Source organism: Lactobacillus sp. B3795 (assembly GCF_026535805.1).
Lineage (GTDB): Bacteria > Bacillota > Bacilli > Lactobacillales > Lactobacillaceae > Apilactobacillus > Apilactobacillus kunkeei_C.
Genome location: NZ_JAFNPE010000012.1, coordinates 1 through 24,406 on the forward strand (window position 1 = coordinate 1; position 24,406 = coordinate 24,406).

The following is a 24,406-nucleotide window of genomic DNA, read 5'->3' on the forward strand; positions in this document are numbered from 1 at the left end:
ATGTTTAATTCTTACAACCAAGTTGTAAGTTCCTTACACATCATCGATTATCAATCTTGTTCAGTTTTCAAAGATCTACCATTTATATGTCTAAATTACGACTTCTTAATTATATCAAAGTTGTGAAACAATGTCAACAACTTTTTTCAAGCAATCAAATTTATTAACGTTATCTCTTAACGACAACAATAAATATTATGCCATGCAATCGTTGTTATGTCAACAACTTTTTATATTTATTTTTTCTAGCTGTTCGTCTTTCAAACAACATTTAATATATTATCAAGTTTGTGGAACATCGTCAACCACTTTCAACAAAAAAAGCGTAAAGAATTGAAATTAATCAATTCTTTACGCTTAGTTGTAGATCTTAGTCTTGTTCTGAGTTATCTTCTGGTCTCATTGTTGGGAATAGTAGAACATCTCTGATTGATTCAGCGTCAGTTAATAACATAACCAGACGGTCAATACCGATACCTAGTCCCCCTGTTGGTGGCATACCGTATTCTAGAGCTTCAACGTAGTCTAAGTCGACCGGTTGTGCTTCATCGTTACCGTTAGCCTTTTCAGCAGCTTGAGCTTGGAATCTTTCCTTTTGATCGATTGGATCATTTAATTCAGAGAATGCGTTAGCGTATTCCATACCTTCAACATATAGTTCAAAACGGTCAGTAAATCTTGGATCATCAGCGTTCTTCTTAGCTAATGGTGAGATTTCTACCGGGTGACCGTAGATGAATGTTGGGTTCTTAATTTCTGGTTGAACCTTTTCTTCGAAGAATTCGTTGATAATGTGGCCAACAGTCCAGAAATCTTGGTATTCAATGTTGTTCTTGTCAGCAAGTTTTCTAGCTTCTTCTAGACTCATTTCTTTCCAGAAATCAATTCCAGTAAATTCTTTGATTGCGTCTACCATGTGTAAACGTTCAAATGGCTTGTTAAAGTCTACTTCTTCACCACGGTAGTTAATAATACCGTTGTCAGTAACAACCTTAGCAGCTGCCTTGAAAATACCTTCAGTTTCATCCATAACATCATGGAAGTCGAAGTATGCAATGTATGATTCTAATTCAGTAAATTCTGGATTATGGTTTTGATCCATACCTTCATTTCTGAATACACGACCGATTTCGTATACACGTTCCATACCACCAACGATTAGACGTTTTAAGTGTAGTTCTAGTGCGATACGTAGGTATAAGTCGATGTCTAATGCATTGTGGTGAGTAATAAATGGACGTGCACTAGCACCACCAGCTTGGTTGTGTAGTACAGGTGTTTCTACTTCAGTACAATCCATTTCATTGTCAAGGTAGTTTCTGATTGCAGAAATAATCTTGCTACGTTTTTGGAAACGGTCAAAACTATCACGGTTTGAAATCAAATCAAGATATCTTTGACGGTATTTTTGTTCCTTGTTTTGTAGACCATGGTACTTGTCTGGCAATGGACGCAAAGCCTTTGATAAGAAAGTTACATGAGTAGCCTTAACAGTTAATTCACCCATGTCTGTCTTAATTAGTTCACCTTCGATACCTAAATGGTCACCTAAGTCGGCACGCTTGAAGAAATGGTAGTTGTCTTCACCTACTTCATCTTTTCTTACGTATAGTTGAATTCTACCGGTACGATCTTGTAAATCACCAAAACCTACCTTACCTTTTCCACGTTTTGCAACCATACGTCCAGCGATAACAACTTTTAGATTTTCTTCCTCTAGTTCTTCTTTAGTACTATCGTTGTACTTATCGTGTAATTGTTTAGCTAAATGAGTACGTTCAAAACGGCTACCGAATGGGTCGACCCCTTCTTCTCGTAATTCATTCATCTTTTGGCGACGAACTCGCAATTGGTCATTCATTTGCTTTTCTTGTGCCACAGTAAAACCTCCATCAGAATAAATTATTTTATATTAACATAATACCATAAAATAATTTAAAAAATTACATTTCACTTAAATCCGCATTTTTTGCTGCTCTTTTATGAGTCTTTTCAAGGAAATTGTCGAAAATATCGTCCATTTCTTCTTCAGTCTCTGCATTGTTCAAAGCTACCTTAGCTCTAGCTGAGTGAGAAATACCCTTTAGGTAGTATGCAGCTTGGCCTCTAAATTCACGAGGACCAGTAAATTCACCCTTAACACCAACTAAACGGTGTAGATGTTCCTTAGCAGTTGCAATCTTTTCATCAACTGTAGGTTCTTTCAATAGTTCACCAGTTTCTAGATAGTGTCTGGTTTGTTGTAGCATCCATGGGTTACCTTCAGCGGCACGACCAATCATTACGGCGTCTGCTCCAACTTCGTCTAACATCTTCTTAGCTTCTTGAGGAGTTCTAACATCCCCATTACCCATAAATGGAATTGTCAAAGCATCAGCAACTTGTTTTAAAACATCCCAGTCGGCGCTACCAGTGTACATTTGTTTTCTAGTTCTACCGTGCATTGCAATCGCTGAAGCACCGGCCTTTTCTGCCATCAATGCATTTTGAACTGCGTATACGTGGTCTTCATCCCATCCAGTTCTCATCTTAACAGTAACTGGTTTCTTAACAGCGTCAGTAACGTATGAAACCATTTCATATACCTTGTTAGGATCCAATAGCCATTTTGAACCAGCGTCAGTCTTAATAACCTTATTTACAGGGCAGCCCATGTTGATATCAATGATATCGGCATCAGTTTCTTGGTCGATAAACTTAGCCCCTTCAACAAGGGTTTCCTTAGTTCCACCAAAAATTTGAATACTCATTGGATGTTCCTTTGGATCGATATCCAACATACTTAGCGTCTTCTTGTTCTTGTACATTAAACCACGATCAGAAATCATTTCACAGACAACAAGTCCGGCTCCTGATTCTTTACAAATCATTCTAAAAGCAGTGTTAGTAACCCCAGCCATTGGAGCAACAACTACTTGATTGGGGATTGTAACATCTCCGATTTTCCATTCCATTTATATTCACCTCAATATTAAACACGTTTAGCATGATAAATATAATATCACACTAAAATTAAAACTGCATACTTACTATTCTTTTGAATCTGAATTATCGGACAACAATGCTCTCAAGTCGTCTTCACTGTAGTTATATTCGGTTTCACAGAAGTTACAGATAACCTTTGCTCCATGGTCTTCATCAATCATGGCTTGGATTTCCTTATCGTTTAAACCGGCAATCTTTTCACCGAACTTTTCTTTTGAACAATCACACTTAAATTCTACAGGCATGTTTTGTAGGATATCGATGTTGTCTTCACCAAAAATCAGTTTCAAGATGTCTTCTGGCTTTTGTTTTGATAGGAATAGTTCTGAAATCATTGGAATTGACTTCAAACGTTCTTCTAGTTTGCTGATTGCATCATCTGATGCGCCAGGTAGTACTTGAATTAAGTATCCACCGGCAGCACCAATGGTTCCATCTTCATTTACGTATACAGATACACCAACAGCTGATGGAATTTGTTCTGATTGAGCTAGGTAGAAAGTAAAGTCATCACCAATTTCACCTGAAACTAGTTGAACGTTACTTACGTATGGTTCATCGCCACCTAGATTTTTCATTACTTCTAGGCTACCTTGCCCAACGGCGCCACCAACATCTAGCTTGTGGTGCTTGTTTAATGGTAAATCAACGTGTGGATTGTGAATGTATCCCTTAACGTGACCATTTGCGTCGACGTCAACCAATACTGGGCCGGCAGGGCCATCACCCAATACCTTTACAGTCATTGTTTCCTTACCCTTTAATACTGATGTAGCTAATAATAAACTAGCTACCAATGAACGACCTAATACCGCTGAAGATACAGGCCATGTTTTATGATCTTTTTGTGCTTCGTCAACTACGCCAGTAGCTTCCATTGCGTATGCTCTAAACATACCGTCTTTAGTGACACTCTTTGTTAAATAGTCTGCCATTTTTTATTCCTCCATAATCACCTAAAAAAGCGTGAGTCAAATAAATTCAACCCACGCTCTATTAGTTAGTCTTCATCATTATCTTGATGTTGATTTTCTTTTTGTTCTAGTTGTTCTTTGCTTTCTTCAAAAGAAGCATCTTCGTTATCACTTGAAGTGTTTCCTTCTGGCATCTTACCAGTACGGTATAGACTCAAGATTTCCTTTTCGTCTAATGTTTCGTACTTAAGCAATGCGTCAGCGATTACCTTATGTTGTTCACGGTGTTGCTCAATAATATCATGAGCTTGACCATGAGCTTCATCAATTAATCTTCTTACTTCTTCATCAATAACTGAAGCAGTCTTTTCAGAATATCTTCTTGCGTATGGGTCATCGTTTGGACTTTCCAATTGAACAGTTCCTAGCTTTTCACTCATACCATATTGAGTAACCATAGCACGAGCTAAGTTAGTAGCTTGTTCGAAATCATTAGAAGCACCTGAAGACAATGAGTCGAAGATAATTTCTTCGGCAGTTCTACCACCCATTAGACCAGCAAGTTGTTCCATTGCGTTCTTCTTAGATAGCAATTGTTGATCTTCTCTTGGAAGCATAATTGCGTATCCCCCAGCACGTCCACGAGGAACGATAGTTACCTTGTGAACGACACGAGCATCGTTTAGAACTAAACCAACAATTGTGTGACCAGCTTCGTGGTTGGCAACAATGTTTTGTTCTTTTTGACTAACAACTTTATCTTTCTTAGCTGGACCAGCAATTACACGGTCTTCAGCTTCATCCAATTCTGATGGACCAATTTCTGACTTGTTTCTTCTAGCAGCTAATAAAGCAGCTTCGTTTAACAAGTTAGCTAAATCGGCACCAACAAAACCAGGAGTTTGTTTAGCAATTTCATGCAAGTCAACGTTATCAGCGATTGGCTTGTTCTTAGCATGTACCTTTAAGATTGCTTCTCTACCCTTAACGTCTGGTCTACCAACTAGTACCTTACGGTCAAAACGACCTGGACGAGTCAAGGCAGGATCCAATACGTCAGCACGGTTAGTTGCAGCAATAACGATAACACCATCATTACCTGAGAAACCATCCATTTCAACCAATAGTTGGTTCAAGGTTTGTTCTCTTTCATCATGGCCACCGCCCATGCCGTTACCACGTTTTCTACCAACAGCATCAATTTCATCAATGAAAATGATTGCTGGAGCTTCTTTTTTAGCCTGTGTGAATAAGTCACGAACACGACTAGCTCCAACCCCAACAAACATTTCAACGAAATCAGAACCTGAAATTGAGTAGAATGGAACACCAGCTTCACCTGATACGGCTTTAGCTAGTAAAGTTTTACCAGTTCCTGGAGGTCCTTCTAATAGGACACCATGAGGAATCTTAGCACCTAACTTGGTGAACTTCTTTGGATCCTTTAAGAATTCAACGATTTCAACAAGTTCTTGCTTTTCTTCTTCTTCACCAGCAACATCTGTAAAACGAACATCACTCTTGGTTGGTTTAGCCTTTGACTTGCCAACACCCATGATGCCGCCCTTGCTACCATTCTTACCACCCATTTGGTTCATCATAACGAAGAAGAAAATAATGATAATCAGCATTGGTAGTAATGAGAAGATTAGGTTTGACCAGAAGCCACCGTCTGTGTCGGCATCCTTGGCACCCATCTTAACGTTATTCTTCTTAGCGTAGTTTGTAATTTCATTAATAGTACCGTTGTTCTTCAAAACCTTAGTCTTGAATGATGAAACCTTAGTTTCACTCTTGGTATTACTGAATAAAATGCTACCAGAATTGTTTGATTTAACGCTTTGGGCTTTTCTGTATTCACCAGAAACAGTGTAAACACCATTTTCTGGTTGAATTGAAAAGCTCTTAATTTTGTTATCTTTTAGTTCTTGAACAAACTGACTAGATTGCAATTCCTTGTTTTGAGGTTGACCGTTCTTTGATGTGACAAAGAAAGTAACTCCCAAGACAATCAAGAAGCACACTATGTAGAACAGGCTGTTCTTGAATAATCCTTTATTATTGTTATTACGCATCAATTGCCTCCTGTGTTCAATGCTTGTTTATGTATTAAAAATAACATGGTGAGACCCGCCATTTTTTCAATACATAACACGAAGCATATATTATCATTTTTCAGAAGAATTAACCATTTATTTGTCTGAATAAACCTCTGGTTTTAATACTCCAACATATGGAAGGTTACGATACTTGCCTTGGTAATCTAAACCATATCCAACAACGAATTCGTTTGGTACTTCTAAACCAACGTAATCGGCCTTGGCTTCGACTACTCTTCCTTCAGGCTTGTCCATTAAAGTACATACCTTAATTGATCTAGCACCGCGTTCAGCTAATAGGTCTTCTAAATATTTCAATGTTCTACCAGTATCGATAATATCTTCAATGAAAATAACATCCCTACCGTTAACATCCACATCAATATCTTTCATTAATTCAATGGTTCCGCTTGATGCAGTACCTCCATGGTAACTTGAAACGTCAATAAAATCGATGTCCATGTATAGGTCCATTTCTCTGACAATATCTGTCATGAAGAAAATAGCACCTTTCAATACACCAACTACCACTGGTTTTCTGTCTTTGTAATCAGTTGTAATTTGTTGACCTAATCTGCGACAAGCGTCTGTGATGTCTTCCTTACTGTATAAGGTTTTTAGAATGTCGTTGTTCATTAGTTTCTCCTTCCACATACTTTATTTAATGATTAATGTATAAACTCTAGCTTTAGAGTTATCGATAGATACAGATTCACTGTAGCCTAAAACGGCTAATAGCCTTCCCTGATCAGTCATCAAGCTATTGGCAGATTGCCTCTTATCAACAGGTATCTTCTTGTTAATAAACAGTCGCTTAGCCGTTTGATGGCCACCATTTTTAAGCGTTATTCTATCACGATTTTGCGTCTTTTGTACAATCAATGGGAATTCTGAATCCAATAGATTAAAACGAGAAACTCGTTTCGCTTCGTCATCTGAAACATCAAAATGATCCGTAATCATCCACTGGATATCATCTTCGAAATACCATTTATTCAATGTTACCACAAAATAATCGTTTTTAAATCCAGTTATTTGGTTTTGATTGATATTTTCTAATAAAAATTTATTATATTCCTTTTTTATGCTCAAATCATTCGATAACTCAACAACACCCTGTGGCTTTTCATCATTATTAAGTAGTGAGGTCACCTGATGTACGATATCGACGTTTATACCATCAACCACATATTGATCAATTAAATAATCAATCAATCCGGCTTGAACGTAGTCAGGCAATTCCAAGAATGCACTTAACTCAAAAGTATTGGTATCAACACCAATATCTTTTGTTAACTTCTCAAAGAAGAAATCATTTTGTTTCTTCATTGAGTTCAGTTGGTGTGAAAAGTCATTCACATGTTCAATTCCACGACTGTTTTCTTCTTCAACAAACGGAATCAATCGATGCCTAATTCTGTTTCTAGTGACATCTAGTTTTTGATTAGTGTCATCTTCATACCATTTAATTGATAGGGTTTGCATGTATTGAGTTAGTTCTTTCTTGCTAAACCCTAGTAGTGGACGAATCAATCGACCATCATTAAACTTACGACTTTCCTTAATCCCGACTAGATCCTTTACAAACGCTCCACGAATTAGTCGCATTAAGACCGTCTCAGCTTGGTCATTAGCATGATGTGCTGTTAATAATATACGTGAATTATTGTCTTTGACGACCTTTGAAAAAAAGTCATACCTATATTTTCTGGCTGCCATCTCAATTCCATTACTTGGATGGAACTGTTCTTCCCAATTACCAACTTCAATTTTGATGTTGTGGCTTTGACAGAAATTTCTGATATATTGTTCTTCCTCTGCGCTCTGAGCTCGTAAATGGTGATTAACGTGAGCAACAATCAATTCAGGTCGATTCTTTTTGGGCAAGTTCATCATTAGGTTAAGTAACGCCATTGAATCAACGCCTGCAGATACTGCGATAACCACAGAATCTGACTGGTTAAACCAATCCTTACTCTCAATCAATCGATTAAATTTTTGCTGGGTAATATTTTGTTCCGGCATTAATACCGTCCCCTTTTAGTCACATTTTTGGTAAAAATAAAATGATTAAGGTAATCTACCCCAATCATTTTTTATTTGGTTAACTACGGCGACCGCCACGGCCTCCACGCTTACCTTCAGTATTTTTCTTGATTGTAGCTAGTCTGCTTTCACTTTCCTTTAGGAAACTGTCCATTAAGTCATCGAAACTAGCCTTGTTATTTTTATGGTTATCATTGTGATGACGGTTATCACCAAACTTACCATGATTTGAATGTCCATGGGCCATCTTTGGTTGTTCTCTTCTTTGTGGTTCGGCAGGCTTATCAACTGCTTTTCTGATTGATAAAGCAATCTTACCATCGTCACCAACACTTAGAACCTTAACTTTAACGTCATCGCCAACTTTTAATACATCTTTGATATCTTTGATATAGCCATCAGAAATTTCACTAATGTGAACCAATCCTGTTTTGTGTTCGCCTAGATCAACAAAAGCACCAAAATTAGTGATTCCTGATACTTTGCCGGAAACTTTTGCTCCAACTTCAATTGCCATAAAAAAATTTGTCCTCCTAATAATGATTAGTAACTTTAGTATAGCACCATTTAAATGATAATTGTATAAAAAAAATGGTATTTTTTCATACCATTTTAATTTTGAGTTACATCCTTTGAAACATCCCCTGGAAGACTGTAAACCGTCTCTCCTGGCTTGGTGTAATAGTATTTTTCACGAATTACTTTTTGGATGTAGTCCTTGTCATGTAACTGCTTAATATTTTGCTTTAGCTTTTGATTATCAATTTTACTCTTCTTAAGTTCCTTCTTGGTTTGAAATTGTTGTTCAGAAACGTTGCTAATCTTAGATTTAGTTATAAAGATTTGTGCAACCAACATTAAGATAACGACGAGGAAGAAGCTTACCAGGATAATTCCACGTTTTTTTCGACTGCGTAAAATTTCTTGATGTCGAGATTGCTTGATCTTCGTGTATTGATTATTCAATTGATGAACCTTATCAACATCCATGGTATCCCCTCCTCAATTTGCTACTTAATAGTATAGATGATTCTTAAAAAAAATAAATAGATAATTAATTTTGTAACTAAATTTTAATTATTCGGCGTTGAAATCTCTTTCGTATTGTTCATCCAAAACTGTGTACATTCTATCTGCATCAGCCTTTTTAGTGGTTTCGAACAATTGGTTAACTTGAACAGTTAATGTCTTGTTACCAAACTTAATCACTAGTTTATCGTTTGACTTAACGTCTGATGATGATTTTGCCACACGGTCATTAATGGTAATGCGACCTTGATCAGCAATATCCTTTGCTACTGTTCTTCTTTTGATAATTCTTGAAATCTTTAAAAACTTGTCTAATCTCATTTCGACATCCACCTATCTATAAACTTATTTACTACTGGCACTGATTGCCATTCTTGATATGTTAATAGTTTCCACTTAATTGCTAAGACACCGAAGACGGATGCCCCGATTGGAACTAAGAAACATAGTGAGATGATGGCACTTAATCTTTGACTGTGAACCAAGTGAATTGATCCAAATAGGTTCATCAAGATCATTTCGATGAACAACATCACCAAAGCAATCACTGTTAACTTCCATAAGAAGCTCCACTTATGTTCAATTTTAACGATGTCAGTTGGTGCGAACTTCACTTCCACGATTAGCATTAATAACAAACTAATTACGGTGGAGATACTTGCACCCGCTATTCCCATATGGGCAACCATTTCTTTAGTAATCAATATCTTAGAGGCTAACCCTAATATAATCGCGATAATGGTAATTTTAAAGTGATTTGCACTCTGCAAAATACTACTATAAATCGTAATCATCGTTGTTAAAACCACACTAATCATAAAAATACTAATTGTGGTGTTTTGTTGACCACTGTTAAATAGCAAGCGGTTAATTAGTGGCATCAAGCTAATCATCCCTACTGCAACACCTACGGTCATAAACATGCTAACCCTAAGCATTTCAGATGCTAGGTTATGAAACGACTTCATTTGTTTCTTGGAATAGGCCAAACTTAATGATGGCAAGATGGCAGAAGCAAACGATGTCGCAATTACCAAACCTAATTGAACCAGTGGTTGGCCACGATCGTAAATTCCTTTGACAGCCTGTGAATCAATCAAGTTCAATCCGTTTAATAACAATCCTTTTCGGACGGTAAACGAATCGACTAATTGCATTAATACCATTAAAGATGAAAGCATGCAGATTGTGCCACCTTCAAACAATAATCGCTTCAATAATGATTGATACGACATCACCTTTTGACTAGGTAGTCGTTTAATATCCACCGCATAATATCGAATTAGGATAGCTACAGAGAAAATTTCAGCTACCGGTGTTGCCACCATCGCATAGGTTCCAATTGTGTATGGATCCACGTGGTGTCTAACGCCAACGTATGCGGCTGCAATGATTAACCCAACTCGAATCACCTGTTCTACGACCTGCGAATAAGCGGTTGGTTTCATAATCAAGGTTGCTTGGAAGTACCCTCTTAAACAGGCCAGTATTGGCATCATTAAAAACATCCAGCTGACTGCGCGAATCAAACTATCTAATCTGATGTCACCCATTAGAGCAGCAATCGATGTTGCCTTAATCTGGAAGATGATAAATATCAAACCACCAAAGATTGAAAGCATGATAAACAGCTGTCTTAAAAGGGCTTTTTTCTGCAATGTTGTTTCCTGTTCAGCGATAACACGTGAAATAATAATTGGCATCCCACTTAAAGCTAATACCATCCCAATTCCATAGATTGGATAAACCTGTTGGAAAACGTAGAATCCAATGTTTCCCACCAAGTTTTGAAATGGTACACGATAAACGGCACTTAAAACCTTACTAATCAAAGAGGCGATTGATAAAATCATCGCACCCTTCATTATCACTGATAGTTTATTGTCATTTTTCATTTGTTAAGTTTCCTGTGTGTTCTTTATCCAATGCTTCGACAAACTTACTCAATTCACCTAACCACTTTTGTTCATCCATATTAGGTTGAATGATTAAGGTAATTTGCATCTTGCCGTTAGCAGTACCAACCATTGATCTGAATTCAGTTTGTGCAATTGCCTTTAGCACTTGCTTGCTGTCATAGAATTGAGTTCCAATCGTTGATAGAGTGACTGTGATTTGTTTTGGTGTTTGTCTAATCTTTTCAATTAACGATGAGTCGGCGTACATCTTAATGCGACTGATTGTTAAAAGGTTTTCAACCGCGGTTGGATAATCACCGAAACGGTCAATTAAATCAGACTGTAGTTCACGATATTGATCATCGTTTTGCATTTGTCTAATTCGTTTATACAATTCAATCTTTTGCTTTTCATCTTGAATATATTCGCTAGGCAAGTATGCTTCCACGTCCATTTCGACGGTTGTGTCAACTCTTTGTTCAGCACGACGACCACGTTTAGTTGCCACCGCATCCGCCAACATTTGAGTATACATATCATAACCAACAGAATCGACAAATCCAGATTGTTGCTTACCTAATAGGTTCCCGGCACCACGAAGTGATAAGTCACGCATGGCAATCTTGAAACCAGAACCTAGTTCGGTAAAGTCCCTAATGGCTTCCAAACGGTTTTCGGATACTTCGGTCAACACCTTGTTTGGTTTATACATAAAGTACGCATAAGCGACACGGTTGGAACGACCAATTCTTCCACGAATTTGGTACAACTGGGATAGTCCCATGTGATCGGCATCTTCGACAAATAACGTATTGGCGTTTGGAATGTCGACCCCGGTTTCGATGATTGTTGTGGTTACTAACACATCGTATTCACCGTTAACGAAATCATATAGGATGGTTTCCAATTGATTTTCGGTCATTTGACCGTGAATGTAAGCAATTCTAGCATCCGGTACCAATGTTTGTAACTTCATGACGGTGTCTTCAATGTCTGAAACACGGTTGTGCATGAAGAAGACTTGGCCTCCCCGATGCATTTCACGGGTAATCCCCTCACGGATTGCGCCGGCATTTTCTTCCATTACGTATGTTTGAATTGGATAACGGTTTGCTGGTGGAGTTTCGATAACTGATAGGTCACGAACTCCCATCATCGACATGTTCAAAGTTCGAGGAATTGGGGTTGCAGTTAGTGTCAAAACATCAACATTAGATTTTAGTTGCTTAATCTTTTCCTTGTGCTTAACACCAAATCGTTGTTCCTCATCGACCATCAATAATCCTAAGTCGGCGAACTTGATGTCATCAGATAGCAAACGATGGGTTCCGACAACGATATCGATTGACCCATCTAGTAAACCTTTTTTGGTCTCTTCGACCTGCTTCTTGGTTCTGAAACGAGATAGCACGGCTACTGATACTGGGAAGCCTTCAAAACGGTTCACCATTGTTTCGTAGTGTTGTTGTGCCAATACGGTAGTTGGTACCAAAAAAGCAACCTGTTTACCTGCTTCGACCGCCTTAAAGGCTGCGTGTAATGCTACTTCGGTCTTACCGTAACCAACATCCCCAACCAGCAAACGGTCCATTGGATGTGGTTGTTCCATATCCTTTTTAATTTCTTCGGAACTCTTCACCTGATCAGGGGTTGGTTGGTATGGGAATGCTCCTTCAAACTCTTCTTGGTATTCGTCATCTTCTGGGAAGGCATATCCAACCTGGTTGGAACGCTTAGCGTATAAGTCAATTAGGTCATCGGCGATATCTTCAATCTTTCCTTGGACCTTTGACTTCGTCTTTTGCCATTCACTGCCACCCAATTTGTTAACACGTGGGTGTTTGTCTTCGGATGAAACGTACTTTTGAATTAAGTTTAATTGCGTCACCGGAATGAACAACTTCGCGTTCTTTTGGTAAGCGATGGTCATGTAGTCTTGGTGCTTACCGTCGACTTCCATGGTCTTCATCCCTTCATACTTACCAATCCCGTGGTTAGCATGAACAACATAGTCGCCCGGTTTCAAATCAGCATAACTCTTGATTCGTTCCGCATTGGAGAAGGTTTGACGACGTGGTCTCTTCTTGTGAACGGTCGTAAACATTTCTGATTCGGTAATTACCGCCAATTGTTTAATTGGTAGTTCGAACCCATTCTTTAAACGTTCACTGACGACTTGGACTTGGTGTTCCAAGATGTTATCACTGGTGGTTTGAACCGATTCAATTTCAAAGTCAGTCAATGTTTGCGATACCTTTTGCATTCTGGCCTTGTCCTTCACCAAGATTACAACGGTGTCATCCTGTTTGTGCCATCTATCGATTTCAGTCTTCAATAGCGGCATTTGTCCGAAGAACTTTTGCATTGGACGCACCTTAATATCATTTAATTGGGTCAACTTAAGGTTCCCAATCCCCTTTTGGAACAATGACATTAAAATTTCGGCCTGATTAATTTTGTGGAAGTGTTCTCTAAAGTCCACGCTAAACAAATCAGTTGATGCAATTTCACCATGGTCAAACTTATCATTAGCCCACGATTGTTCTTCTTCGACTAGTTGTTGACTGTTTTCTAAAATACGACTGTAGTCATCGAATAAGACGACACCATCATCGTCCAAGTAGTCAAAGATGGTCGTTTCGTTTTCATACATCGCTTTAGCATACATTATCCAATCCGGATCAATGATTCCTTCATTGGCATCATCAATCATGGTTGAAACCGCATCGCTTAAACGTTGCTTTAGTTCATCGTTATCTAGTTTTGCTAAACGTTTATCACGTAGTTGCGTTAAATTAGCAACTGCTTGTTGTCTTTGTGATTCGTTTAATACCATATCAGTCGCTGGTAGTACTGAGATGGTTTCAATATTTTCCAAACTTCTTTGATTAGATACGTCAAAATATCTCAACGAATCGACATCGGTATCGAATAAATCAATTCGAACTGGATACTCTGAATTCAATGGATAAATATCGATAATTGATCCACGAAGTGAAAATTCACCTGGTGCTGCCACCATCTTTTCAGGTGTGTATCCCATTTGAAATAGTTTGTTTCTTAGTTCATCTAAATTAACTTCATCGTCGATTGAGATGGTTAATTTAGCATCAGAAAAATCGTCTGGTTCCGGCAAAATACGCTTAGTACCGGAAACAGACGTTACGATAATCTTAGGTTCATCGCTTAATAGTTTTGATAAAGCTTGCACACGAGTGGCCTTGTATTCAGGTGAACTGGTGGCAACTTCTGCGGCTAAAACTTCTTCGACTGGAAATTCTAATACATCATCTTCGGAGACAACATTTTGTAAATCTTCAACAATATCATCACATCTGGATAAAGTATCAGTCACAATCAAGAAGTTTTTCTTTGTTGATTTGAACAATGCAGCAATCATCATTGTCTTCGCAGAACCTGATAAACCAGTCACTAACTGACGATGTTTGGGTGCTAAATCATTAACAATCTCATCGTATTGTGGCAGTTGTGTGAAAAATTGACTTAATTCCAAAATAGTTATCCCCTCTAAATATTAGTTGTACTTGTTTTCTAGCTTGTTGAATTCTTCCCCATCGATAAATTCTTCTAGTGCTGAAACACTGTTGTCAATTGCTTGGTTTAATCCTGGTTTTTGGTCGTCTGTAAAGTGACCTAATACATAGTTAACGACGCTTTCTTTGGTTGGGTGGTCTGTTCCCACCTTGATACGGTTAAACTTGTCGGTGCCTAAATGAGCAATTAAACTCTTAATTCCATTATGACCACCGGCTGATCCATGGTTTCTCAATCTAATTTTTCCAATCGGTAAATCCATATCATCATATATTACTATTAAATCGCTTAAATCTAACTTAAAGAACTTCATTAAAGGTCCAACTGAACGACCTGATTCGTTCATAAATGTTAGTGGCTCGACTAACATAACCTTTTCACCGTTAATGTTAGTTGATCCAATCTTTGCTTCCATCTTTTGTGTTGATAATTCAACGCCATGCTTGTCGGCAAACTCGTCTACTACCATAAAACCAGTGTTGTGTCTGGTTTCCTTATATTGTGGTCCCACGTTTCCTAATCCCACAATCATCTTCATAAAAAATCCGCTCCTTTTTTCGCTCAATTAATATGTAAATTATATCATAGTATGCAATCCAATATTTATCCCGTCGCTTATAGAAATATAGAAAACTATTCGTTTTTTTAGCGCTTTGTAATTACTAATTTCCAAATTAATGATATAATTCAGTTGTAGATTTAAATATGTTTTTGAAGGGATGATTATTGTGGCTTTAAAACATCAAAAAGTTGTTTTAGTTGGTGACGGTGCCGTTGGTTCTTCATACGCATTTGCTATGATGCAACAAGGACTAGGCGAAGAATTCGTCATCGTTGATATTATTAGAGATCGTATCGAAGGAGACGCACTTGACTTAGAAGATGCTCAAGTATTTACTGCTCCTAAGAACATTTACGCTGGTGATTACAGTGACTGTGCAGATGCTGACTTAGTTGTTATCACTGCCGGTGCACCTCAAAAACCAGGTGAAACTAGACTAGATCTAGTTGGAAAGAACCTAAAGATTCTTTCATCAATCGTTCCTGAAGTTGTTAAGTCAGGATTTAAGGGTATTTTCTTAGTTGCTGCTAACCCAGTTGACATCTTAACTTACGGTGTTCAAAAACTTTCAGGTTGGCCAAAGGAAAAGGTTGTAGGTTCAGGTACTTCATTGGATACTACTCGTTTCCAAGTTGCTGTTGCTAAGAAGTTAGGTGTTAACCCTGCTGACGTTAACGCATACATCATGGGTGAACATGGTGACTCAGAATTTGCTGCTATTGACGAAGCAACTGTTGGTTCACGTCCTCTATTAGACGTAGCTAAAGATGCTGGCGTAAGCAAAGATGACTTACTACAATTAGAAGATGAAACTAGAAACAAGGCATACACAATCATCAACAAGAAAGGTGCTACTTTCTACGGTGTTGCAACTGCCCTAATGAGAATTTCACGTGCAATCTTACGTGACGAAAACTCAGTACTACCTGTTGGTGCTCCAGTTAACGGCGAATATGGTTTAAACGATATCTACATCGGTACTCCAGCTGTTGTTAACGCATCAGGTATTAAGCAAGTTATCGAAGTTCCTCTAAGCGATGAAGAAAAAGCTAAGATGGAAGCTTCAGGTAAGACCTTAAAGGAAACTGCCGAAAAAGGTATGGAAGCTTTAAAATAATCGATTAACTTGATTAGATATTAAGTCGAGGTGCACTTTGCTCCCCGGCTTTTTATTTTGGGCAATTGTTGATTTATCGCCACAAAGTCATCAATTTATGTTAAAATTAGATTATGAGAAAAATTCTAATAATTCAAAAGGAGGTTATGTTATGCTATTGAAGTCATTGGTTAAACCTAAAGGCAGCTTAGTCACAGTTTCAGAAAACGTTTCATTAGAACAAGCTCTTGAAACCTTGGAAGAATCTGGTTACAGATGTATTCCTATCTTAGACGAAACTGGTACGATCTTTAGAGGTAACATCTACAAGATGCATATCTACCGTCACAAATCTAACGGTGGTGATATGTCACAACCTGTTACTACCCTATTAAAGAATGCCACTAAGTTCATCAATGTTAATTCAGCCTTCTTCCACATTTTCTTTTCGATTAAGGATTTACCTTATATCGCTGTATTGGATGATAATAATCGTTTCTACGGTATCTTGACCCACACTCGTTTATTGGACATGCTTTCACAATCATGGAACGTAAACGTAGGCAGCTATGTTCTAACTGTTCTAGCTCCTGGTAATCGTGGTGATCTAGAATCAATGTCTAGAATCATCACTAAATACACTGCAATTGCCAGTGTTATCAGTCTAGATGGTCAAGAAGGTGAATTGGTACATAGAGTTATGTTCACCCTTCCCGAAGAAGTAGATAAGAAATTGTTAAAACGAATCACTGCTGCATTAGAACGTAAAGGCTTTAAAATTGCAGAAATTGAAGATTTAGCGGACGAGAAATAACATTATCGAAACAAAAAAGGATGCGAATTAAATTCGCATCCTTTTTTTATGTATGTTTTACTGTACACCAATACTTAATTTCAATGACTCGTCCACTCGTTTCATAAACTTATCACTTAAGTGATCTACTCGATCATGTAATCGTTGTTTATCAATTGTTCTAATTTGTTCTAATAGGATAACTGAATCTTTTTCGATTCGGGTCTTATCAGCACTAATAGCTACGTGAGTAGGCATCTTTGGCTTTGAAATTCTAGCAGTAATTGCGGCAACAATCACGGTAGGACTATAGTGATTCCCGATATTGTTCTGGATGATTAATACCGGTCTCATTCCACCCTGTTCGGAACCAACAACTGGTGATAGGTCAGCATAAAAAACGTCGCCACGTTTGATTTCAACGTTAGCCATTCTAACATCCCCTATCTATAATGAATTCATCTGAATTCTGAAAACGTAATGTGATGCACACTTGAGGCTTCACAAAAAGTGAATTCCTTTGAAATAGCACGATTGATATCGGTCATCTCAGTGTACCCAGCAATTAAATTCTGGACTATCAAATAATCGTTAAAACATGGATTAACCACAATCCTAGTATGTGTATCAATGGAAACATTCATTCTAGGATGTGATATTTCTGCTTTGTTACTTGATGTAGCTGTGCTTAGAAGTGAATAAACATATCGATTCTTAGATTGCATTGATTAATCCTCTTAAAACGGGTTATTCTACCACAATGCGTGGTAGTCTATCAGTGAGTAAGCAAGCCACTTCATAATGAATTGTATCACAATATGACGCAATGTCTTGTAAAGTAATCTTTTCTTTACCGTCTTGACCCACAATTGTAACTTTTGTGCCTGGCTTCACTGGTTCATCTAGTTTAATCATTAGTTGATCCATGCATACTCTACCGACGATTGGGCAGAACTTGCCATTAACTAGTAGTGAGAAACCTTGTAATGCTCGCACAATTCCATCGGCATAACCAACTGGAACTGTGGCAATCCATTCAGGTTGATTGGATGTGTATGTCGCGCCATATCCAACTGAACGACCTGCATCAATTTTCTTACAGTAGACAACTTCTGTTGTTAAACTAAGTGCTGGTTTTAATTCATATGGTAGGTCTAGTTCCCCACCAGATGGATTTAAACCATAACCAGCAACACCAAATCTGATCATGTTGCAGTTAAATTCACTATGCCACAAGCTAGTAGCTGAATTAGACACATGTACATATTTTGGTAATGTATCTATAACTGAAATTAAATCATTAAATCGTTCAACTTGCAAATTAAAATACTTTACGTTATGTGTATCAGCGGTTGAGAAGTGTGTAAAAATCCCCTCAAAGTTCAAGGTATCAGATTGATTCAAGAAATCGACCGCTTCTTTAAGTGAATTTTTGTCTTGAAAACCAATTCTACCCATTCCAGTATCCAAACCGACATGAACATTTAGCTTTGGTAGATTCTTTTGAGCTAGTTGTTCATCGGCTGCTCTCAACCAATCAATGGATGAGATGGTTGCTGAAATGTTTTTTTCTGCCATTAATGATGCATGTTTCACATCGGTAATCCCTAACACTAGGATTGGTTCGTCAAAACCAGCATCCCTTAGTTGTAATGCTTCATCTAAAATGGCCACACAAAAACCATCGGCGCCAGCCTTCTTCGCTTCGTGTGCTACTGCGACTGCCCCGTGGCCGTATCCATTGGCCTTTACGACCATGAATAAGTATTCGTTATTTTTTAAACGTTTCTTTTCGTTACTAATATTATGATATAAAGCACTCTTACTAATTAGTATTTGTGCATTTCTATGAGTTCCTACTACCATATTAATCTTTCCTCCAATTAATAATGGGCATTTCCTTTTATTGTAGTTCTTTATGTAAAAAAAAGCTATTGACAAATTTTCATATCAACAGCTTTTTTGTTATTAATCTTTGTTTTTAATTGTAAATGACTTGTTTGGGCGCTTGTGGTTTGATGAACGGTTACCCTTCTTGTGATCATCACGGTGGTTGCCTCCGCCATTACCATTGTAACGACGACGGTTTCCGCCACCATTTCTGTTACCGCCACGCTTGAAACCACCACGACGGTTACCACCGCCACGGTGATATCCACCACCATGACCGCGCTTGTTCTTGTTAGGAAGTGGCTTTTCAGCAGTGATGTGAACCTTAACTTGGTTTCTAGTCATCTTGCTTAATAGCACTGATACTAATTCCTTAGCATCGTATTTTTCTAACAATTCGTCAGAAGCTTCTGAGAATGGTTCCATCTTAGTCTTTTCGATTAATGAACCAATTTCCTTAGTAGCTACTTCTAGTTGACCCTTCAATGCTTCATCAGCTGAAGGTGGCTTAAGAGGTAACATTCTAACCTTAGTTAGCTTTTCAATGTCTCTTAAGTAACTAGTTTCGTTTGGTTCAACAAAAGTCATTGAAACACCATGACGTCCGGCACGACCGGTACGACCAATTCTGTGAACGTAACTTTCTGAATCTTGAGGGATATCGTAGTTGTATACGTGAGTAACACTTGAGATATCAATACCTCTAGCAGCAACGTCGGTTGCAACTAAAACGTCAACCTTATCATGCTTGAAGTCCTTCATGATTTGTGAACGACGGTTTTGAGTTAAGTCACCATGAATTCCTGCTGCACGGTATCCGCGTAGTAGAAGTCCCTTAGAAACTTCGTCTACACGACGCTTAGTACGACAGAATACGATAGTTACCTTAGGTGCTTGGATATCAAAGAATCTAGTCATGATATCAAACTTTTCAAATTGTTTTACTCTAATGTAGTATTGATCTACTAAATCAGTAGTTAATTCTTTAGCCTTGATAGTAACTTGTTGAGGGTCCTTCATGAATTGAACACCAACACGCTTGATTTGTGGTGGCATAGTTGCAGAGAATAACAATGTTTGTCTTTCTTCTGGAACTTGTTTTACGATACTTTCAATATCATCTAGGAATCCCATGTCCAACATGTCATCGGCTTCATCTAGAACCAATGTCTTAACATGGTCTAATTTTAATGTACGTCTGTTGATATGATCCAATAAACGTCCAGGAGTACCCACAACAACTTGTGGTTTACGCTTTAAGCTTTGGATTTGTCTTCTGATGTCAGAACCACCAAAAACTGATACAGCCTTAACGCCCTTTTCTTTTCCAAAACGACTAATTTCGCCTTGAGTTTGAATAGCTAGTTCACGAGTTGGTGAAATAACTAATGCTTGCACGTTTGGATTGTCTAAATCAACGTGTTCAATAATAGGAAGAGCAAAAGCAGCTGTCTTACCTGTACCTGTTTGTGCTTGTCCTAAAACATCCTTACCTTGTAGGGATAAAGGAATTGTTTCTGCTTGGATTGGAGTGGCTTCCTTAAAACCCTTGTCTTCAATCGCTTTTAATAGATCTTCTGAAAGACCTAATTCTCTAAACTTCAAATATGTTTCCTCCTAAACGAAACATTCAATATAATACCGTCATTAGCTAAGGAAGAGTCCGTTCCCGTTAATGCGCTAATCACTTGATTATAAAAATTCCGTGTTCTAAAAAATGTAACTAGACTAATATAACCCTTTTGGGTCAAATTAGCAAATGAATTACCTATATTAATTTGTTAGTTTATCTAATAGTTTTTCTAAATGAATTCCGTGACTAGCTTTCAATAGTACTTGGTCACCTTCATAAATTTCAGCATTTAATTGGTCGTATAAATCATCCAATTGGTCTGCCTTAAAGTAGAAAAGATTTTCTGATGGATAAACTGAACTTAGCTTGTCGTACAAGTACTTCATATCAGGACCAATTAAGTACACGCTTTGGACTTCTTTTGGATCTAATACTTCGGCTAGTGATTCGTGCAATTCGATTGATTGATCACCTAGTTCTAACATATCACCTAAAACGGCAATTTTACGGCCCTCAATCTTTTCTTGAGTAAATGCGTTCACTACTTCTTTAACAGCAGTAGGATTTGAATTATATACGTCTGAAAGGATCATTTCGTGTTTACTTCCTTCAATCCATTCGGTACGATTATTAGTCAAATTAACATTCAATAATGCCTTTTGGATGTTTTCTTCTCTGATTCTGTATAGGTCACCGATGGTGATTGCTACCAATGCGTTGTTAACATTATATTCACCAATCATTGGAATCTTGAATTCAACATCTGAGTACTTATTAACCTTGAATGTGGTCTGCACTTCTGTTCCAGAAATGTCGTAAGCATAAAAATCATCATCTTCGGTCAAACCAAAAGTACGTTTGAATGGTAGTGATTCACTACGACTTTCTAGTAGTGGTTCGTCACCGTTATAAACGAAAATACCATCTTCTTTTAGTCCGTTTACGATTTCCATCTTGGCATCGGCAATCTTGTCACGAGTACCAAAGAATTCAATGTGGGCTTCACCAATCATTGTGATGGCAGCAACGTCTGGTTCAACTAAGTGACTCAAGAAATCTAATTGGCCTGGACGATCCATTCCCATTTCAACAACCAATACTTCAGTGTTTGGTTCCATATCCAAAATGGTCATTGGCACACCAATTTCGTTATTGAAGTTAGCATGAGTCTTAGTAACATTGAATTGAGTGGATAATACCGAAGCAACCATATCCTTAGTAGTAGTCTTTCCATTACTTCCAGTAATTGCGACAACCTTAGGATTAATCTTAGCCAAGTAATATTGGCTTAATCTTTGTAGTGCTTCTAATGTATTATCTACAACGATAATTGGAAAATCTGTTGGAGCATTTCCGTGGCCTTTTTGCCAGAAAGTTGCTACTGCACCATTATCAATTGCACTTTGAATGTAGTCGTGACCATCGTTTTGACTAACAAGTGGCACAAATAGTGCCCCGTCTGTTAGTTCCCTGCTATCAAAAGCAACACTAGTAATATCAATATCTTCATATTCGCTAATATCGTTTTGCGCAGAAACTGCACGAGCAACTTCTGTAAGTGACATTTTCATATCTAATAAATCTCCATTTCATCAGTTCGATAAGTGTTACACATATTATAACATGAAACGAGAAATTATTTTAAATGCGATTTTTCAATCCTTTATGAGACAATCCTTTATTTTTAATGAGGTCTTATAAAAACTATTAACTAATTGTCAAAACACTGTTAATATGTTTAATGGATAATAATTAATGGGGACGTGACTACTTTGAAAAAAGTCTTATTTGTGTGCCATGGAAACGTTTGTCGTTCTGCAATGGCTCAGGCCATTTTTAGCAAGATCGTAAAAGAGCGTGGATTGGAAAATGAAATTGCAGTTGATTCAGCTGCAACAAGTACCGAAGAAATCGGTAATCCGCCACACCCAGAAGTTCGTAAATTGTTGGACCAAAAACAAATTAGCTATGCGGGTCAACATTCAAGACAAATCGAATCATCTGATTTCAAAAAATACGATTTAATCATTGGAATGGATTACGAAAACATGAACAACCTGCTTCACTGGGCACCAAAGGACCAAGCCCACAAGATTCATCTTTGCTTAGATGTTATCGATGGAATGCAAGGTGAAGAAATCGCAGATCCTTGGTATACCGGTAATTTTGATTTAACATTTAATCAAATTAACGAAGCGATGCCAAAATGGATTGACTATGTGTTAAATATGTAAAAAAAAGACATACCCGAAACGGATATGTCTTTTTTTATCTTTACTTGAAACCGTATTTCTTGTTGAAACGATCCACAGCACCATCGGCTTGAGTGAACTTTTCACGGCCAGTGTAGAATGGATGAGAATCTGAAGAAATTTCAAGACGTACTAATGGGTATTCATTACCATCATCCATAGTGATAGTTTCAGCTGAGTTCATAGTTGAACCAGCCATGAATTTAAAACCAGTACTTGTATCTTGGAATACCACTTGGCGGTATTCTGGATGAATTCCTTGTTTCATTATAAATCGCTCCTTTGCCCTGTATCATATGTTGATTCAGAGATTATCGTTTAGTCGACTTGATTATAGTAACACTAAATAGAAGTTAATTCAACACGAAAATTAACTTTCGTCGTTAACTAATTCAACGACAGCATTTAGATTAGTTAGCTTATCAATGATGTTGTCATAGCCACGTAAAATGTTGTCAGCATTATCAATCACAGTTGTTCCTTGTGCCATTAAACCGGCAATCATTTCTGATGCTCCGGCACGAATTTCCCCTGCTTCAATCTTTGAGCCAACAAGTCCGTCAGTATGACTTACGATGATGGTACCGTTACCTTCATCGTATCTAATCTTGGCACCCATCTTCTTTAGTTCGGAGATGTGCTTGGTTCTCTTTGGATAAATAGTGTCAATGATTGTACTATCGCCAGCAGCCATTAGTAGTAGTGGCGTAATTGGTTGTTGTAAATCAGTGGCAAATCCAGGATATGGCATTGTCTTAATTTCGATGTTCTTAAGTTCTTCAGTCTTTGGAACGTAGATACTATCTTCGTTAATTTGTAGATCAATACCCATTTCTTGTAACTTGGCAATGAATGATTCCAAATGTTCTGGAATCACGTTTTGAATCTTCACACCGTCACCATATGCAGCAGCCATGGATAGGTATGTACCTGCTTCGATTCTATCAGGGATAATGATGTGAGTGTTCTTGGCACGAAGTGATTCAACCCCTTCGATTCTAATCACATCTGTACCGGCTCCCCTAACCTTGGCACCCATGTTATTCAAGAATGTAACGACATCAATAATTTCTGGTTCCTTGGCAGCATTTCTGATGACAGTTGAACCCTTGGCTTTAACGGCAGCTAAAATTGCATTGATGGTTGCCCCTACTGACACGACATCTAAAAAGATTTGTGCTCCGTGTAAACCATCTTCGTCGGTTGTGATGATGATTTCATCCCCATCATTTTCAACCTTTGCCCCCATTGCTTCGAAAGCCTTGATGTGTTGGTCAATTGGTCTAGGACCGATGTTATCTCCACCAGGGAAAGTAATCTTAGCACGGCCAAAGCGTCCTAATAGTGCTCCCATGAAGTAGTATGATGCTCTTAAACTTTTAATTGCCTTACTTGGCAAGGCACTTTCATTTATTGTTGTTGGGTCGACGTTTAATATTCCATCGGCAAAATCTGATGAGACATTCATTGATTCCAAAATCACCATTAGATTGTGTACATCTAAGATGTTTGGCACCATGTCAAATTGCACTGGTGTGTCGGCTAGAATAGCTGCTGGGATTAATGCAACAGTACTATTCTTAGCTCCACCAATGGTTACGTTACCAGATAAACGATGGCCACCCTTTATTATCATTTTATTCATTGTTTAAATTCCTCGCTTACAGTTTCACTAAATAATAGTGAACAATAACAATATTAAATAATAAGTATT

Annotated in this window: 21 protein-coding genes; 3 read left to right on the forward strand and 18 right to left on the reverse strand. The window is 37.8% G+C overall.

The features are described from left to right. Positions 1-370: 370 nt before the first annotated feature. From lysS to pth, 12 genes are all read right to left on the reverse strand, one after another. Complete coding sequence (gene lysS, locus J3U50_RS04730; protein ID WP_034532490.1) at positions 371-1,879, reverse strand: lysine--tRNA ligase; 1,509 nt, start codon at positions 1,877-1,879, stop codon at positions 371-373. A gap of 64 nt (positions 1,880-1,943) precedes the next feature. Continuing rightward, positions 1,944-2,954: a tRNA dihydrouridine synthase DusB gene (gene dusB / locus J3U50_RS04735; RefSeq protein WP_301945685.1), complete on the reverse strand. Its 1,011-nt coding sequence runs from the start codon at positions 2,952-2,954 to the stop codon at positions 1,944-1,946. Positions 2,955-3,029: 75 nt separating this feature from the next. After that, a complete protein-coding gene (gene hslO / locus J3U50_RS04740; RefSeq protein ID WP_054607932.1) occupies positions 3,030-3,920 on the reverse strand; it encodes an Hsp33 family molecular chaperone HslO in 891 nt (296 codons plus the stop codon). A gap of 65 nt (positions 3,921-3,985) precedes the next feature. Next, on the reverse strand, positions 3,986-5,974 hold the full coding sequence (gene ftsH / locus J3U50_RS04745) for an ATP-dependent zinc metalloprotease FtsH (RefSeq protein WP_301945686.1): 1,989 nt from the start codon (positions 5,972-5,974) through the stop codon (positions 3,986-3,988). A gap of 117 nt (positions 5,975-6,091) precedes the next feature. Then, on the reverse strand, positions 6,092-6,634 hold the full coding sequence (hpt, locus tag J3U50_RS04750; protein ID WP_041152423.1) for a hypoxanthine phosphoribosyltransferase: 543 nt from the start codon (positions 6,632-6,634) through the stop codon (positions 6,092-6,094). Between the two features lie 21 nt (positions 6,635-6,655). Continuing rightward, positions 6,656-8,023 (reverse strand): tRNA lysidine(34) synthetase TilS, encoded by a 1,368-nt coding sequence (tilS, locus tag J3U50_RS04755; RefSeq protein ID WP_301945687.1) that lies wholly within the window; start codon positions 8,021-8,023, stop codon positions 6,656-6,658. Between the two features lie 79 nt (positions 8,024-8,102). Then, the gene (locus tag J3U50_RS04760; protein ID WP_041152424.1) at positions 8,103-8,561 is read right to left on the reverse strand and encodes a S1 domain-containing RNA-binding protein; all 459 of its coding nucleotides are present in this window, start codon (positions 8,559-8,561) and stop codon (positions 8,103-8,105) included. Between the two features lie 95 nt (positions 8,562-8,656). Next, entirely contained in the window at positions 8,657-9,034 is a 378-nt protein-coding gene (locus tag J3U50_RS04765) for a septum formation initiator family protein (protein ID WP_054607930.1), read from the reverse strand. Between the two features lie 87 nt (positions 9,035-9,121). Then, positions 9,122-9,394, reverse strand: coding sequence for an RNA-binding S4 domain-containing protein (locus J3U50_RS04770; protein ID WP_041152425.1), 273 nt, complete (start codon positions 9,392-9,394; stop codon positions 9,122-9,124). Then, positions 9,391-10,968: an oligosaccharide flippase family protein gene (locus J3U50_RS04775; RefSeq protein WP_301945688.1), complete on the reverse strand. Its 1,578-nt coding sequence runs from the start codon at positions 10,966-10,968 to the stop codon at positions 9,391-9,393. Before J3U50_RS04775 ends, J3U50_RS04770 begins: the two co-directional genes overlap by 4 nt. Next, a complete protein-coding gene (gene mfd / locus J3U50_RS04780; protein ID WP_301945689.1) occupies positions 10,958-14,485 on the reverse strand; it encodes a transcription-repair coupling factor in 3,528 nt (1,175 codons plus the stop codon). The genes J3U50_RS04775 and mfd overlap by 11 nt, the downstream gene beginning before the upstream one ends. A gap of 21 nt (positions 14,486-14,506) precedes the next feature. Next, positions 14,507-15,064 (reverse strand): aminoacyl-tRNA hydrolase, encoded by a 558-nt coding sequence (gene pth, locus J3U50_RS04785; protein ID WP_034532481.1) that lies wholly within the window; start codon positions 15,062-15,064, stop codon positions 14,507-14,509. A 190-nt stretch (positions 15,065-15,254) separates the two neighbouring features. Between pth and J3U50_RS04790 the strand changes: the two genes are divergently transcribed. Together J3U50_RS04790 and cbpA are read left to right on the forward strand one after the other, a co-directional pair. Next, positions 15,255-16,205, forward strand: coding sequence for an L-lactate dehydrogenase (locus J3U50_RS04790; protein WP_053791515.1), 951 nt, complete (start codon positions 15,255-15,257; stop codon positions 16,203-16,205). A 151-nt stretch (positions 16,206-16,356) separates the two neighbouring features. Then, positions 16,357-16,998 (forward strand): cyclic di-AMP binding protein CbpA, encoded by a 642-nt coding sequence (gene cbpA, locus J3U50_RS04795; RefSeq protein WP_054607928.1) that lies wholly within the window; start codon positions 16,357-16,359, stop codon positions 16,996-16,998. Positions 16,999-17,055: 57 nt separating this feature from the next. Here the strand turns inward: cbpA and J3U50_RS04800 are convergent, their stop codons facing one another. The 4 genes from J3U50_RS04800 to murF all read right to left on the reverse strand — a co-directional run bounded on the left by J3U50_RS04800 (position 17,056) and on the right by murF (position 22,011). Continuing rightward, the gene (locus tag J3U50_RS04800; protein ID WP_034532478.1) at positions 17,056-17,409 is read right to left on the reverse strand and encodes a type II toxin-antitoxin system PemK/MazF family toxin; all 354 of its coding nucleotides are present in this window, start codon (positions 17,407-17,409) and stop codon (positions 17,056-17,058) included. Between the two features lie 315 nt (positions 17,410-17,724). Beyond that, the gene (gene alr, locus J3U50_RS04805; protein ID WP_301945690.1) at positions 17,725-18,843 is read right to left on the reverse strand and encodes an alanine racemase; all 1,119 of its coding nucleotides are present in this window, start codon (positions 18,841-18,843) and stop codon (positions 17,725-17,727) included. A 102-nt stretch (positions 18,844-18,945) separates the two neighbouring features. Beyond that, positions 18,946-20,472 carry a DEAD/DEAH box helicase gene (locus J3U50_RS04810; protein ID WP_034532475.1) on the reverse strand — a complete coding sequence of 509 codons (1,527 nt, stop codon included), beginning with the start codon at positions 20,470-20,472 and terminating at the stop codon, positions 18,946-18,948. A 168-nt stretch (positions 20,473-20,640) separates the two neighbouring features. Continuing rightward, a complete protein-coding gene (gene murF / locus J3U50_RS04815) occupies positions 20,641-22,011 on the reverse strand; it encodes a UDP-N-acetylmuramoyl-tripeptide--D-alanyl-D-alanine ligase (protein WP_301945691.1) in 1,371 nt (456 codons plus the stop codon). 201 nt (positions 22,012-22,212) lie between these two features. Between murF and J3U50_RS04820 the strand changes: the two genes are divergently transcribed. Then, positions 22,213-22,674, forward strand: coding sequence for a low molecular weight protein-tyrosine-phosphatase (locus J3U50_RS04820; RefSeq protein WP_301945692.1), 462 nt, complete (start codon positions 22,213-22,215; stop codon positions 22,672-22,674). Between the two features lie 40 nt (positions 22,675-22,714). Here the strand turns inward: J3U50_RS04820 and J3U50_RS04825 are convergent, their stop codons facing one another. Next, a complete protein-coding gene (locus J3U50_RS04825; RefSeq protein WP_053791508.1) occupies positions 22,715-22,960 on the reverse strand; it encodes a type B 50S ribosomal protein L31 in 246 nt (81 codons plus the stop codon). Between the two features lie 102 nt (positions 22,961-23,062). Next, positions 23,063-24,337, reverse strand: a complete 1,275-nt coding sequence (locus J3U50_RS04830) for a UDP-N-acetylglucosamine 1-carboxyvinyltransferase (protein WP_053791507.1) — start codon at positions 24,335-24,337, stop codon at positions 23,063-23,065. Positions 24,338-24,406: the final 69 nt, after the last annotated feature.

Bases quoted from the DNA above. Each gene is read 5' to 3' on its own strand.
- dusB (WP_301945685.1), bottom strand. From the start codon at position 2,954: ATGGAATGGAAAATCGGAGATGTTACAATCCCCAATCAAGTAGTTGTT.
- hslO (WP_054607932.1), bottom strand. From the start codon at position 3,920: ATGGCAGACTATTTAACAAAGAGTGTCACTAAAGACGGTATGTTTAGA.
- ftsH (WP_301945686.1), bottom strand. From the start codon at position 5,974: ATGCGTAATAACAATAATAAAGGATTATTCAAGAACAGCCTGTTCTAC.
- hpt (WP_041152423.1), bottom strand. From the start codon at position 6,634: ATGAACAACGACATTCTAAAAACCTTATACAGTAAGGAAGACATCACA.
- tilS (WP_301945687.1), bottom strand. From the start codon at position 8,023: ATGCCGGAACAAAATATTACCCAGCAAAAATTTAATCGATTGATTGAG.
- J3U50_RS04760 (WP_041152424.1), bottom strand. From the start codon at position 8,561: ATGGCAATTGAAGTTGGAGCAAAAGTTTCCGGCAAAGTATCAGGAATC.
- J3U50_RS04765 (WP_054607930.1), bottom strand. From the start codon at position 9,034: ATGGATGTTGATAAGGTTCATCAATTGAATAATCAATACACGAAGATC.
- J3U50_RS04770 (WP_041152425.1), bottom strand. From the start codon at position 9,394: ATGAGATTAGACAAGTTTTTAAAGATTTCAAGAATTATCAAAAGAAGA.
- J3U50_RS04775 (WP_301945688.1), bottom strand. From the start codon at position 10,968: ATGAAAAATGACAATAAACTATCAGTGATAATGAAGGGTGCGATGATT.
- pth (WP_034532481.1), bottom strand. From the start codon at position 15,064: ATGAAGATGATTGTGGGATTAGGAAACGTGGGACCACAATATAAGGAA.
- cbpA (WP_054607928.1), top strand. From the start codon at position 16,357: ATGCTATTGAAGTCATTGGTTAAACCTAAAGGCAGCTTAGTCACAGTT.
- J3U50_RS04800 (WP_034532478.1), bottom strand. From the start codon at position 17,409: ATGGCTAACGTTGAAATCAAACGTGGCGACGTTTTTTATGCTGACCTA.
- alr (WP_301945690.1), bottom strand. From the start codon at position 18,843: ATGGTAGTAGGAACTCATAGAAATGCACAAATACTAATTAGTAAGAGT.
- murF (WP_301945691.1), bottom strand. From the start codon at position 22,011: ATGAAAATGTCACTTACAGAAGTTGCTCGTGCAGTTTCTGCGCAAAAC.
- J3U50_RS04825 (WP_053791508.1), bottom strand. From the start codon at position 22,960: ATGAAACAAGGAATTCATCCAGAATACCGCCAAGTGGTATTCCAAGAT.
- J3U50_RS04830 (WP_053791507.1), bottom strand. From the start codon at position 24,337: ATGAATAAAATGATAATAAAGGGTGGCCATCGTTTATCTGGTAACGTA.